This window comes from Ureaplasma ceti, assembly GCF_040369755.1.
GTDB lineage: Bacteria > Bacillota_I > Bacilli_A > Mycoplasmatales > Mycoplasmoidaceae > Ureaplasma > Ureaplasma ceti.
In genome coordinates, this window is the sequence record NZ_BAABQM010000001.1 from 149,214 (window position 1) to 164,678 (window position 15,465).

At 24.6% G+C, this 15,465-nt stretch carries 7 protein-coding genes and 1 CRISPR repeat array (1 of these 8 cut by a window edge); of the genes, 4 read left to right on the forward strand and 3 right to left on the reverse strand.

All coding sequences use genetic code 4. From position 1 onward, the window contains the following. Positions 1 to 267: direct repeats of the CRISPR family, unit length 36 nt; unit sequence ATTTTGCTCTAGTATCATTTTTATGTAGTCTAAAAC (it extends 165 nt beyond the left edge of the window). 280 nt (positions 268 to 547) lie between these two features. Then, complete coding sequence (locus tag ABWU82_RS00485) at positions 548 to 877, forward strand: transposase (RefSeq protein ID WP_353289551.1); 330 nt, start codon at positions 548 to 550, stop codon at positions 875 to 877. A gap of 141 nt (positions 878 to 1,018) precedes the next feature. Beyond that, complete coding sequence (locus tag ABWU82_RS00490) at positions 1,019 to 1,648, forward strand: transposase (RefSeq protein ID WP_353289552.1); 630 nt, start codon at positions 1,019 to 1,021, stop codon at positions 1,646 to 1,648. Between the two features lie 164 nt (positions 1,649 to 1,812). On the opposite strand, the gene ABWU82_RS00495 is transcribed toward ABWU82_RS00490, so the two are convergent. Beyond that, positions 1,813 to 4,953, reverse strand: a complete 3,141-nt coding sequence (locus ABWU82_RS00495) for a type I restriction endonuclease subunit R (RefSeq protein ID WP_353289553.1) — start codon at positions 4,951 to 4,953, stop codon at positions 1,813 to 1,815. Between the two features lie 22 nt (positions 4,954 to 4,975). Beyond that, positions 4,976 to 7,576, reverse strand: coding sequence for a type I restriction-modification system subunit M (locus tag ABWU82_RS00500; RefSeq protein WP_353289554.1), 2,601 nt, complete (start codon positions 7,574 to 7,576; stop codon positions 4,976 to 4,978). Between the two features lie 396 nt (positions 7,577 to 7,972). On the opposite strand from ABWU82_RS00500, the gene ABWU82_RS00505 reads away from it, so the two are divergent. Further along, positions 7,973 to 11,995, forward strand: coding sequence for a hypothetical protein (locus ABWU82_RS00505; RefSeq protein ID WP_353289555.1), 4,023 nt, complete (start codon positions 7,973 to 7,975; stop codon positions 11,993 to 11,995). A gap of 168 nt (positions 11,996 to 12,163) precedes the next feature. Then, positions 12,164 to 13,330 carry an IS256 family transposase gene (locus ABWU82_RS00510; RefSeq protein ID WP_353289556.1) on the forward strand — a complete coding sequence of 389 codons (1,167 nt, stop codon included), beginning with the start codon at positions 12,164 to 12,166 and terminating at the stop codon, positions 13,328 to 13,330. 354 nt (positions 13,331 to 13,684) lie between these two features. On the opposite strand, the gene ABWU82_RS00515 is transcribed toward ABWU82_RS00510, so the two are convergent. Continuing rightward, complete coding sequence (locus ABWU82_RS00515) at positions 13,685 to 15,337, reverse strand: hypothetical protein (RefSeq protein WP_353289557.1); 1,653 nt, start codon at positions 15,335 to 15,337, stop codon at positions 13,685 to 13,687. Positions 15,338 to 15,465 lie beyond the last annotated feature (128 nt).

Sequence of the window (15,465 nt, forward strand, 5' to 3'; positions counted from 1 at the left end):
AACATATTATTTCTCTTTTCTGTTAAGAAAAGTATTTTGCTCTAGTATCATTTTTATGTAGTCTAAAACCTGGGGCTTATCATAACATTATTAGAGAGCATTTTGCTCTAGTATCATTTTTATGTAGTCTAAAACAAATAAAATATATAAAAATACTTTACTTATATTTTGCTCTAGTATCATTTTTATGTAGTCTAAAACAATGCCATCATTATTTAAAAAGACAATTGAATTTTGCTCTAGTATCATTTTTATGTAGTCTAAAACTTTGGTAGTAGTCCAAAATGTCTGTAAAGAGATCTTCTCATTTGAGAAAGGTTCTTTTATTTTATGATTAAATTAACGAACACATTATTAGAATCTCAATTTTTATAAAGGGAAACTAACAAAATGTTAAAAAAATTACAAATCCCATTACAGATTTGGGACAATTCTTAAATCAACATCTAATTGATGTGCAAGAAGAGTTTTTGAATATACAAAACTTAAAGAAGTAACTTACTCAAACAATGGTTACAAAGAAAGAATTCTTTATACATTGAATGGAATGTTAAAATTGAAAATTCCACAAATTCGTGGAGTTAAACAAATCAATTACATGTTAGATAAATGACAAACATACTGCGATGATTTTGAGCAGTTAGTTGCGTTATTAATTTTGAATTTTATTTCATGAGATGGTATCATAGAAATTGTCCATCAACATACAAGAATTTCTATCGGTCATTCTACGATTGATAGAATTAACAAGAAAGTTAAATCTGAATATTTATATAAGTTCAGATTTCCAATTACCGATGAATACCAATATGTTTTTGTAGATGCCTGTTATTACAAGTCAAACAATGATATAGCGATGAAACAAGAGGGGTTTTAAGTTGCAGACCTGAAGGAGAAAGTGTACGTCTATTTAAGAAGAAATCCTTTGATAAAGCGGTATTTACTGATATTGGTGTCGATAACAATGGCTACAAAAACTTTTAGGATTAAAAGCGTTAGGGTGTGAAGATACTAACGCTTGAACACATTTTTAACCAGTTTAAAAGATAGAGGATTGTCTAATCCATCAGTAATTATCTGTGATGATTTCTCTGGAATTAACAATATAATTCACACTGTTTATGAAGATGCTAAAATTCAAAAATGTGTAATTCATAAAGTTAGAAATGCTATGACTAGCGTGCTAGCCAAATACCGCAAAATTTTCTTAAAACAACTAAGAAAAATCTGTTGCTCAGATACTATAGCTGAGGCCGATTTTGCTTTTAATTCTTTAAAAGAAATGTTTGGCAAACAACTGCCATCTGCTGCCATGACTATTGAAAGATCGCTTGAAGAAATATTATTATTAACAATTCCAATAGAATTTAGAAGATTCATTTATATCAACAATATTTCAAAAAACTTTAACAGTGCTCTAAGAAAATACGTAAAAAAGAAAGCTCATTCCCGAACGAATGAACTTTCAATGCGACTATTAATGTGGCGGGTCTACGCATCACAAGGAAATGAAACCATCGCAAATTGTATTAATATATTTCCATTAATATTTTATAATTCAATTAACAAAAATGAGAAGAAACCTAAAACAGGTTTTGCTGTTTTACAAACATTTTGAACTACTATCAATAATTTTAATTTTTATTAATAAGTTAATGTGTTTTTACAGGTAAAAAGCCTTCATAATTGACTATGCAATTATGAAGGCAGTTTTATATATTAAGTGTTGCAATTATTATTTAAATTGAATAAAGAACTTGACTAAAGCAAGGAATTTTATAAGCTTTTGCAATATTTTACATTTATTAATAATTAATAAAGTTTAAATCCTCTTCTTAAAATAAATTCTTTGATTGTTTTTACTGCTTCAATTTTAGCTTTTCAGTTTGATATTTTTTCGTATTTACTTTTTTCAAAATAAATACAAGCTTTTTCAATATCAATAGTTTCTTTAATTTTGTCGAATCATTGGAATTCATTGATGTTAGATTCATTAACTCCTAATTTAATTAAATGATCCACTTGTTTAATATCACAACCAAACGCATCGAACAATTGATTAAGATAAGTGTTTTGTTTTTTTACTTTATAGTCGTTAATATAATCTATAAACGTTCAATTTTCCACGATTTTAGCTTCTCCAGTTTCAATATCATGAATGAAGATTTCTGCAATTTTTTGGTCTTCTTGAGATAATGTAGAAAAAGTTTTATGCAATAGTTCTTTGGTTTCACTAAAATCTTTTTCAGAACGTAAATCTTTTAAATATTTTTGGAAACGACTTTCCATGTATTTATTATCAATTTGACCAAGTTCATATTCTACTAAATGAATATCAATGTCATATGGTAATAGTTGTTCTTTTTCTTCATCAGATTTTTCATTATTACTGATGTCACACGCAATCTCTTGGTATCTTTGAATTAACGCAAAATATGTGTCTTCATTTAAATTACAAGATTTAAGTTCTATAGTACCATCTTCTAATTCTATGGTGTTATCACTATCTCATTCAAATCCTTGAATTTTGGCAGAATCTATGTATTCTTTTAATTTTTTAAACAGAGAGGCAAACTTACCTTTATCTGGTTCATCTTCTGGTAATTTTTCAAAGTTATCTACACCTGATGATCTAAATAAAGTTTCGATTTCTTTAAAAGTGTCATTGATTTTATCAATATTAATCGGCAGTTTATCTACCAATAAATCAATTGGTCTATCTCCAGAATAGAACGAAATTGCTTCTTTAACATTTTCTTCCATTGTATTTGGTCTACGATAATACTTAATAACTCCAAATGGTTTATTTTTCGCTCCAGAAAAAATTCTGTTAGTTCTAGAAAAAGCTTGAATTAATCCTTCATATTCTAGAACTTTATCTAAATATAAAGCGTTTACTCACTTAGAGTCAAACCCAGTTAACATTTGGTCTACTACAATCAAAAGATTTAATTGTTTGTTCACCGTAAAATTAGTTTGTTCATATGGCTTTTTGTGAGCTAATCTAGCCGCTACATCTTTTTTAAATTTATCGTGAGTCGAAATTGTGAATTGTTGTTGGAACTGAGCGTTGTAATCTTCAATAATTTCAACTAAACCATCTTCTTTAAAGATTGCACCTTGTTCACCATCATTGCCTTTATTATCAATGTTTTTGTCAAATAAAGCAGTTACTTTTAATTCAGTCCGTTCTTTAAATAAACGATAATACTTAATGGCTTCAGGAATACTAGATGTAGCTAAAATTGCATGAAAAACACTATTCTCACTGATATTTTGTCAATTTTTATTAATATTGTCTACAACAGCAATTCTGTGTTCATCAATGTTATATTGGACTGAAGGTAGTTCTTTTTCTACCTCTAAAATATCCATATTTTTATACTGTTTTTCGTAAATGTCTAGTTTTTTATCATCAGCATAAATTTCGCTTATATTGCCAATATGTAATTTTTGTTTAGCTAAAGCATCTCTTAAATCTTGCTTAGCAAACGTTTCTACTTTATAAGTGTCAAATCCTAAAACATTTTTATCTTTAATGCCATCAGCAATAGTATATCTATCTAATTCATCACCAAAAATATTGGCAGTAGTTAAATCTTGTTTAGCGTTTTCATCATAAATTGGTGTTCCAGTAAAGCCAAAGAATAAGGCCTTAGGGAATGTGTGTTTAATGTTTCATAACATTTGACCAAAAGTTGAACGATGGGCTTCATCAACAATAAACACTAATCTTTTGCTGTTAATCTTAATAATTTCATTTTCTTGTAGAATAGCGTTATCTTCAGTAATATTTGACATTTTTTGAATTGATGTCACAATTAAAGAATTTTTGGGGTCTTTACTTACCAATTTATTAATTAATGTATAAGTGTCTTCTGTTGATTGAACAGAATCCTTATCGTCAGCAAAGTTACGATATTCGTATAAAGACTGAGTCCCCAATTCAATTCTGTCAGTCAAAAACACCACTTTATCAGCGTCATTAGATCTTGATATTAATTCTGCAGCTTTAAAGCTGGTCATGGTTTTACCTGAACCAGTGGTATGTCAAATATACCCACCACGAGGATCTTTTTCATCCCAATTATGTTTAGCTACTTTATCAGCAATTTTATGAGCAGCATAATATTGGTAAGATCTTAAGACCTTTAATTTTCCATCACTATCATCAGGAATTGTATAAAAACCAATCATTTTGTGTGCCATTGGAATAGATAACAAGCTAGAAGCAATTTTACTCCAATCACTCATAACTACATTATTATCGTCTTCTCAGTGAAAACAAAAACGTCTGTCAATGTTTTTATTATTACCAGGATTAGTAAAATAATAGGTTTCATTCGGAGTCATTGAGACAAAAATTTGAACTAACGAGTAAAGCCCGCGAAACAATGATTCTTTTAAATATTTTTCAATTTGGTTCGTTGCTTCATTTACTGGAATCCCAGTTTTTTTCAATTCTAAATGAAACACTGGCATTCCGTTGATTAATAACATTAAATCTCCACGACGATCTTGTTTAATAGGATTTGTGTTAATAAATCTTGGTTGACGTACAATTTGGTAGCGGCTTTTACCAGCAGCAATTTCTTTACGATTGTAAATTTTTAAACTTACTTCTTTACCAAAGTGAAGTTTATCGTCTTCGTTATCACGTTTAATAGATACTGTGCTACCGTTAATAAAATTATTTAAATCTTTCGGGCAATTTAAAGAATTGATTTGTTCAATAATTTGTTGCATCTCAGTTCTTGTTAAAGGAACACCATTTAATTGGTCGATGCCTTGATTATTATTGAACAAAATCTTAGCTCAATTAGCAATCAAATCTTCTTCAGTAGGATAGTCAATCACTTCTTCTCAACCGTTTTTTCTTAAAACAGAGATTAAAGCATCTTCAAATTCTCGTTCATTACTAAAAGTTACTGAATTTTGTATTAACTCACTCATATTTTTATCCTTTACTTAAAAACTATTTACCTTGAAGTAATTTCTTAAATTCGGCTAAGCCTTGCATATCAGCTTCTGATCCGGTTAATTGATCTAAACAACCAATTAATTCTTGTTCAGTATCTTCGATTTGTTTTTCGATATCTGAGAAAGTTTCAGCATATTTATCTTGTAAAGCTTTTACTTGAGCGATAAAATTATCAATAATTTCGTGCGGAATTTTCATGAACGCTTCAATAATTGGCGAAATTCATTTTTTGTATAACAATTCATGAATTTGTTCTTCCGTTAATTGTTCAATGATATCTTTAGTGTCAGAGATTAAAGTTTCTTTTAAAGATTTTAAATCCTTGTTTATTGTTTTAGTTTCATTGTCTAATTTATCTAATTGAAGAATTCTGTATTCTACAGAATCTTCTTCAAATGTTTGTTCTTTTTGAAGTTTTACTAATTTTTTCACCAACTCTGAGAATTTCTTTGAAACGAAGTCAGTGTTTTCTTCATTTAACACATCAGATAATTCTTCTTTATCTTCTTCAGTAAAGGATTCAAAAATTTCATTCTTTTCACTAGAAATTTCTTCTAATCTGTTATCTAGTCCATTAATTAAATTTCATTTTTCTTTTAAGATAATTGATTGGGCCAATTCAAACGGAATAATTTTACCCACTCATCCTTCTTGTGATTCGTATTCTAAACCGTCTTTTTTATTCTTTTTGAAGACCATGTTTGGCACTACTTTAGTAATCACTTCTCGACCTTCGGTTTTGATAACTTCTAAATCTTGAGCAATTTTCAATCATTGATTATTAAAAAGTTGGTAAACGTTATACGGATCAATTAAACCACAATCTTCTAATCTATTAAAAATTTCGTTTGATAAAACTTGTTCAATATTTGATGGTTCATCTAAATTATTCAATGAATTAATTAAATATTTCTTCATTACTTTATCAAAATCATTAAATTTAGTTTCAAAAACATTGATAAATTTCTTAACGTCGTTGTGTTGTGTAATGAATGACTTAATATCATCTGGTACAATCACTGAATGAGTTTCACTAATTGGAGTAAATAAATCATTTTTTAAGTTAGGCATTTCTAATCAATATTCTTTTAATTCGTTGATTTCAACGTTTGGTGAACCACCGAACATTGAAGAATAAATGTCATAACTTTCTGGGGCTTCTGATGAATCTACGTATCTTGGAATATTTAAGTTGTAATCATTTTCTCTAATTTCATCTTGAGAAACTTTACGACTAAACTTTTCTACTTCTTTACGGTAGACTACAGTATCGACAATTCTCTTAATATCTGATTCTTGTAAACGATTTTGTTTACCGTCTTTAATAAATCCTTTAGAAGCATCGATAATTAACACATCTTTGTTATCACGATTTTTCTTCAGTACCATAACAATAGTTGGAATACCCGTTCCAAAGAAAATGTTAGCAGGTAAACCAATAATTGCATCAATATTATTATTTTCGATTAAATTCTTACGAATTTTACCTTCTTCACCACCCCTAAATAAAACTCCATGAGGTAAAACGATAGTAACAATCCCGTCAGGTTTAATGTGGTATAAGTCATGTAACAAGAAAGCATAATCAGCTTTAGATTGCGGCGCTAAACCATAGTTTGCAAATCTTTCATCTGTATTTTTGTTTTCTGGATCTCAGGTTTGAGAATATGGGGGGTTAGATACGACCGCATCTACTCTAACCAATTCATAACTACCATCATTAATATCATTATCAAAGAATGGTCAATCAGATTCTAAAGTATCACCATTTCTTACTTTAATATCTTGAGCATTAATTCCTCTCATGATCAAGTTCATTCTAGTCAAGTTGTATGTATTTTGTTTTAATTCTTGAGCATAGTATTGAATGTTAGTTGTATCTAGTGCATGTTTTTCTACAGCTTCACCAATATTAATTAGTAAACTTCCAGAACCGGATGTGGGGTCGTAAATTTTAATTTCTTTATTATTTTGTAAATGTTGAGCAACAATTTCACTCATTAATTTTGATACTTCGTGTGGCGTATAAAATTCACCAGCTTTTTTACCAGCATTTGCTGCAAATTGAGAAATTAAGTATTCATAAATAAAACCAAGCACATCATAGTCTTGTTTATCGTTCATTGGAATATCTTTAATTAAATAGATTAAATCTCTTGCTGCTTTAGTTTGTTTAGTTGCATTTTCGCCTAACTTACTTAAACCGGTATCTAAAACATTAAAGATATTTTCGTAAAGTCTTTTTAAATTTTGATTATAGTTACGGTTAAAGGCGGAAATTGAAACCCTCACATCATTAATTTCAAAATCATTGCCCTTATTAATTCAAGTAGAAAAAAGATTGTTATATCCAATAAAATAGCCAATTTGATCAATGGCATATTCTTTTAAATCTACATTTTCTTCATTTAATTGTTCTTCAAATTCTTTTTCAGAAATACCAAGTTCTTCAACAACTTTTTTAGTAAAGTTTTCAGATAAAAATTTATAGAAAATAAAACCTAAGATATAGTCTTTGTAATCATTAGCTTCGATTTTAGAACGCATTTTATTGGCTGATTCTCAAATTTTGCTCGCTAATTGTTGCTTGTTCATTTTAAAATCTCCTTAAAGTAAAAAAATAGTTATGCTATCTATGAACTTAAATATAGCAAAACTATAATAACGTTTAAATTATATTGTTAATTTTATAATCATTTATAAATAAAGAGGCAGCGTGACGCTTTTAAATTCCATATTATACCAATCAATTATCAACTCTTTTTAAATATGAAATTTAAGAGTATCATTTTGTTTTTTTATTTACAATTATTTTCAAATTACACATAATTTCTCGTGTGTATTAAAAATATATTTAAAAAATATATTAACATTAGTTTAGAACTAGATATACATAAATTTAATTATTATTTACACAAAAAAAACAAAATAATTGTAATAGTTATTTTTTAATAAATTAGTAAATAAAATATTTAAATTAAAAGGATTTATATGGAAAAAATAGATATTAGTATAAAAAACTGCTTTGGTATAAATAATCTTAATTTAACACTTAACTTTAAAGATTTTGGAAATATTGTTGCAATATACGCTAAAAACGGCGTAATGAAAACATCTTTTTCTAACGTTTTTAAAGCAATAGAAAAGAATATGAATAATAAAAATAATCGTAGTATTGGTGCTTATTATATAAAACAAAACATTTATTCTCAAGACGATTCAAAACAAATAAAATTAAGAATAGATGATAAAGAAATAAATAAAACAGACGATATTAAATCTCTAAAAAACACAATACATGTCATAGAAAATTTTATAGACAATAACGAATCTGTATATATAAATTCCCTTTTTACAGATAAAGATATACAGAAGGACTTAGAACAATTTATCTCCAATAAAAAACAATTAATAGAAAAATTATGTATATGTTTAACTGGAGCAGATTTTAAGCAATACAACAAATTACCTAAAAATTATGACATTGTTATTTATGAATTAGAAGAAAAAATAAAAAATATTTTTGGTCAAAATAAATCAGAGAATTTTCTATCTTATTTGGATGAAATAAAAAGTAAATTATTGCTTTGAAGTGATAGTGAAATTATTAAATTTGAAAAAATCAATTACATCGATTTATTCAATGATGATATGAAAAAAAAATTAACTAAAGATGGAGAATTAATATTTACTGTAGATCAAATAAAATTTTTTTTAAATGATGTTGATAAAATATTTCAAAAATTTAAGTTTTTATCGAAGGAAAATTCTTTTACACTATTTTCGTTAAAAAAAATAAAAAATTCATTAGAAGATAATAATTTTTTTGTAAATAATAATTTTTTATTTTTAGGTACACATGTAAACGCTTATGAAGAAAACTCAATTTCAGAAACGAAAATTCAAAATATAGAAGAATTAAATAAAGTTATAAATGAAATAGAAAATTCTATTAATAATATAAATTCATTAAAAAGTATAAACGAATTGATGACATTCAAAAAACATTTAATGAAATGGGAAATTTGTAAAAACTTTATTGTAAATAATACAAATATTGTTGATTTTATATTTAAACACGGATTAAAAGAATTAGAAAAATTAATTTTAATTAAATACATAAAAGAGAATCCTGAAATTGAAGAATTATTTAATAGATGTTTTGATGATTATAAAAATGTTTTTCCTAAACTAGAAAAAATAAATATTGAGGATAAATTATTTAAATTTAATGAATTTACAAAAGTGTTTCAAGATAGATTTGATTTACCTATTAAAATGGAAATAACAAATATTAAAGATTTAATTATAGGAAATACAACTTACGCAAATACTAAGTATCATTTTAATTTTGATAAAAAAAATAATTCTTATGATTTTGGTAATTTAATTGATGGCGACATATTAAGTAAAGGAGAAGTAAGAAGTCTGTGATTTTTCAATGAACTTTTTACTATAGAAAAAATAAAAAATGATATCGAAAACAAAGATATTAAAGATTGTCTTTTAATTATGGATGATCCTGTTGATTCTTTTGATTATAAAAATAAACACGCTTTTTTAGAATACATTTTAGAAATTTCTGAAAAAATGAAAATCATAATTCTTACACATAATTATGATTTTTATAGATTAATTTGTTCTAGAACTGGGATACAAGAAGAAAACAGATACATAATACACAAAAATAAAGACGATATGTTTCATAAATTAATAGCATATGATGACTGTAATTTAAACGAAAGGTTTAATAAAAATAAATTAAATAATTTAGTTCTTTTTAATAATTTTGGTGAAAATAGAAAAAAAATAACTAACAACTTAATACAAATAAAAGATTATATTAAACCAACATTAAATAAAAATATAACTTCAGATAATCAGATAACATCTAAAACTAAAGATAATCAGATAACATCTAAAACTAAAACAATATGTGAAATAGATAAAGAAATAAACGATTTAAGCAATTATGTTATCAATTTTATGGATAAAAGCTTTAAATTAATTAAAGATTCTATAATTGATTACTATCAAAAATTAATAGAAGAAATTAAAACTATAATAAATTTAAAAGAAAATATCGATTTAGAAATAAAATCTATAAATTGATTAATACAACTTATACATACAATTAAGCCTTTTAATCACGTTGAAAATGACGAAATATTTATTATAAAAAAATGTTTAAAACAATATTGAAATAACACTAAAAAAATAAAATTTATAAAAATAACAGACTTTAAAACATGAGATTTTAATAGTGTATACGAAAATAAAAAACTTATAAATTCAATGTTATATTTAAAAGAAAAAATTAAATTTTATTTAAATAAATATTTACACACTTTAGAAGATTATGAATTATTAAATAAAAAATTATCTTTAATTAACAAAATAAATAAAATTAAGTTTATTAAAAATAAATTAGAAAATATTCAAAAAAATAACAAAATTATATTTTCTGAAGAAACAAAATACATATACGATAAATGTGTATGTAACAAAATAGTGGAAAATAAAATAATTAAAAATATTTCAAAAATAACTAGTAAGAACAAATTTTATAAAAAAATAATTCAATTTTATGAAGATTATAATTTTGAATATTTAGACGATTATTTAATTAAATTAAATAATTGTTGAAAAAACACCTTAGAAAAAGAAATACTTTGTTTTAAAGAGATTGTTTCAAAAATAATTGATTTTGATTTTATGAAAACAAAAATTAACACAATAAAAAATTATAATTTTTGTCATTTCATTGATTTAAACGTAAAAGATATAAAAAATGAAATAAAAAATTTAAATGAACAAAAACAATTAGAAAATATAAACATTGATTTAAAAGATAAAATAAAATCTATTTCTAATATAATTAGTAATTTGTGGACACATCTTTTAAACATTAATTTAAATGAGTTTGATGTCGAAAAACAAAAACTAAACGTAATTGAAGAAGAAGTAAGAAAATGTGAAGAAGATTTTATTCTTAAAAGTCATAATTTTTTAAGAGAAGTTAATAGTTTATCAAAAGCAAAAAAATATTTATATTATTCTGAAGAAAAACTTAAATTATTTAAAAAAATATTTAATATTTCAATAAATAACAAATGATATACTATCCTATCTAACAAAGGAAATATTTTATCCAAAGACAAAGCATATCTTAAACAGATTCCAAAAGATACTAATGTAAATAAATTCAATTTTTTTTCATCATTAAATAATGAATGTGATAGTAGATGTATTGTTTCTTTAATACCTTTTTTAAGAAATATTATCGAGTATAAAACATCTAATTATGGAAATGACAATAATTATTTATCACTAACCAAAGCGCTGCATTATTCTAATAATTTAAATCAAATTAAATTATTAGATTTAAAAGAAATTTATAAAAAAGAATTACCTAATTTTTTTAAAAATTCATCAGATAACCATGACACCAATCCATCAAAAGATGAATTAGACAATAGTTTGTTATATATAGATGAATTAGAATTACAAACTAAACTTATTGTTGAAAAATACAATTGAGATATTTTATTTAACGAATTTAATTTAGATAATTATTTTTTAGAAGATTTAAAAAATAAAATTATAGTTTCTATATGATTAAGAATAATGTCAGAAAAATATATTTTTTATAAAATATTAGAACAAGATGAATCTTTTTTTGAAAAAAATAAAATTTATTCAGATATGAATCAAATAAAAGATAAGGAATGTGCATTAATAAATTTTTTAGAAAAAGAATCAAATCAATTTAAAGTCTTATTAAGATTAATAAATAAAATTGATTCTAATTCTTTCAAAAACGAAAATACTATGAATGAATATAATTTAATTCAAACTAAAGAAAAAATTGTTAAAATTTTAAATTCTATAAATTTAGTAACTCCAGAAGTTATACATTTAAATTCATTTATGTATGAACCTATTATAGATTTAGATATAAATAGAATTGTAAGACTATATGAACAGTTAAAGAAAATAATTGATTTTAAATAATAAAATCATATTTGTTTTTATTGAGTTGAATTCTAATAATAGAATTCAACTTTTATTTTGTCATTGATTGCTAAATCTTACTTTCTTGATTTTTCACATTCATTAGACGGTAGTAGTCCCAAATGTCTGTAAAAGGATCTTCTCATTTGAGAAAGGTCCTTTTATTTTATGATTAAATTAATGAACACATTATTATTAGAATCTCAACTTTTAGAAAGGGAAACTAACAAAATGTTAAATGAAATTACAAACCCTATTGAAGACTTGGAACGATTCTTAAATCAACATCTAGTTTATGTACAAGAAGAGTTTTTGAACATACAAAAACTTAAAGGAGCAACTTACTCAAAGAATAGTTACAAAGAAAGAATTCTTTATACATTAAACGGAATGCTAAAGTTGAAAGTTCCACAAATTCGTGGAGTTAAACAAATCAACTACATGTTAGATAAGTGACAAAAATACTGCGACGATTTTGAACAGTTCATTGCGTTATTAATTTTGAATTTTATTTCATGAGATAGTATCATCGAAATTGTTCATCAACATACAGGAATTTCTATCGGTCATTCTACAATCGATAGAATTAACAAGAAAGTTAAATCTGAGTATTTAGATAAATTCCAATTTCCAATTACCGATGAATACCAATACGTTTTTGTAGACGCATGTTATTACAAAGTTAAACAATGATATAATGATGAAACTGGAGAGGTTTTAAGTTACAAACCTGAAGGAGAAAATGGAACTCTATTTAAAAAGAAATCCTTTGATAAAGCAGTGTTTACTGCTATTGGTATTGATAAAAATGGTTACAAAAAACTTTTAGGATTAGAAACATTAGGGTGTGAAGATGCTAACACTTGAACACATTTTTTAACAAGTTTAAAAGATAGAGGATTGTCTAATCCATCAGTAATTATTTGTGATGATTTCTCTGGAATTAACAATGTAATTCACGCCGTATATGAAGATGCTAAAATCCAAAAATGCGTAATTCATAAAGTCAGAAATGCCATGACTAGTGTGCCAGCCAAATACCGTAAAATTTTCTTAAGACAACTAAGAAAAATCTATTGTTCAGACACTAGAGCAGAGGCCGATTTTGCTTTTAATTCTTTAAAAGAAGTGTTTGGTAAACAACTGCCATCTGCTGTAAGGATTATTGAAAGATCGCTTGAAGAAATATTATTGTTCTTAACACTTCCGATGGAAGTTAGAAGATTCATTTATACAAATAATATTTCAGAAAACTTTAACAGTGCTTTAAGAAAATACGTAAAAAAGAAAGCTCATTCCCGAACGAATGAACTTTCAATGCGACTATTAATGTAGCTGGTCTACGCATCACAAGGAAATGAAACCGTCACAAATTGTATTAATGTATTTCCATTAATATTTTATAATTCAATTAACAAAAATGAGAAGAAACCTAAAATAGGTTTTGTCATTTTACATGAGAAGATCATTTTATAGAAATTTTTGACTACTATCTTAAATAACCTATAAATAGTGTATCGTTCTTCTTTGAATAATTGATGGTACATAACCTTTGCATCAGAAATAAAAATAACAACACAACGCCCTTATTGTAAGTGTTGCAGTTGTTATTTTAATTAATAATAATGTTTACTAAAAATAAAATCCTTTTATATATTTTCTTAAACATTTATTTAGAAATTGATATTTTTATTTCAATAAATTATCTATTCTTTTATATAAACTAACTAAGTTGCATATATCCATATCAATTAAAGGTTCATACATAAAGGAATTAAAGTGTATATTTTCAGCCGTCATTATATTAACAGCATCTAACGTTTTAAGAGTATCTTTGTCGACTAACATCTTTACTTTTTCATATAATTTTCTAGTTTGATTATTAGCCTCTTTTTTTATTTTATTTAATATTTCTGTTCACTTGTCTGGTTTATTTTGTTCTTTTATTTTGTTAATCATATAAATTTCAGCTTTATGTCTTATAGCCATTGCTAATATAAGTTTATTTTGTAAATCATCCACAAAAATATATTCTGATTGTTCATAGTTGTTAACTATATATTCTGATTGTTCATATAGTTCATCTAACACATTTAAACTTTTATATAAATTATTGGGAAGTTTTAATCCTTTTATGTATTTTTTATAAATTTCTTCTAAATCGTTAAAGTTTTTATTAACGTAGTTGTCATTATTGTTAATAATATTGTCCAAATTTTCGTGTAACAGATTTGTTAAAGCGTCTAAATCAGTATTTTCTTTTTTTCAAGTAGTATATTCTATAATATTTCTTACAAATGGAACCATTGAAATCATATTTTTATAATTCATGTTTTGTTTTCAAAACATGAATATTCCTTTTTGATCATCATATAGATTATTTGCATTATTATTTGAATTATCAGATTTGCTATGTTTTAATCATTTTTCAGACGCTTTATAAATGCCAATAACATTTAATATTTTTTTAAAAATTAATTTTCAAGAATCGTTAGATTGTTCTTTCTCAAAAATATTTATAATTTTTTCTATCTGAATTTCAACATCACTATTTAAATCATTTTTTTCGTTATCATCTAAAGCTAATACTTTAGATGAATTCTCAGTAAAATCATTCAGTTTGTTAATGATTCCCACCGCTTCATCTCTAAATATATCTTTTTCAAATTTATCTAAAGGAAGAGATTCTTGAACTTCTTTTTTAATATACGCAATTTTACCTTTTAATTCGTTTAAATATCAATGATTTGTTATTTTTTGTTCATCTTGTAATCATTGTATTGAATTAAAATTATCCAAATTATAAATATAATCTTCATTCAACAAATATTCAGTATTGTTTTGTTTTAATAACCTTTTAGCATAATATAAATGTTTGTAACCTTCACAACATCTATTTTCTTCAAAACAATTAATAGAATTTTTAATAGCATTATTAATATCTTTATCAATTAAAAACATATTATTTTCTTTATCAATATTGTTGTTTAAAAAATTTAATTTTATATATTTTGCCAATAAATATGAATTATGTATTTCTTTGCAGAATGAACGATACTTTTCTTCTATCGAATTAGCTCTTGAATTTATTTCTTCTATTTTATTTTCATAATCATTAAACAATTTAGGATTCAAAATATTTAACTTATTTTCTTCTACGAAAACAGAACACTCTTCCTTAAATAAAAAGATTTCTGTAAACAATAAATTGTTAGATTTATAAAGGTAATTTTCATTTATTTTAGATATTTTAAATATTTCTATTATTTCATTTTCAGTTTTTTCATGCGTTCTAATAGCAATTAATTTATTATTATTACAAATATTTAATCTACTAGACACTATTCTAAAAAAATCATAATTATGTGTTAGTAATATCATTTTAAATTTTGAACGAAGTTCATAAGATATATCATAAAGATATTGAACTATTGCATATTTATTTTTGTAATCAAAAGAGTCAGCAATAT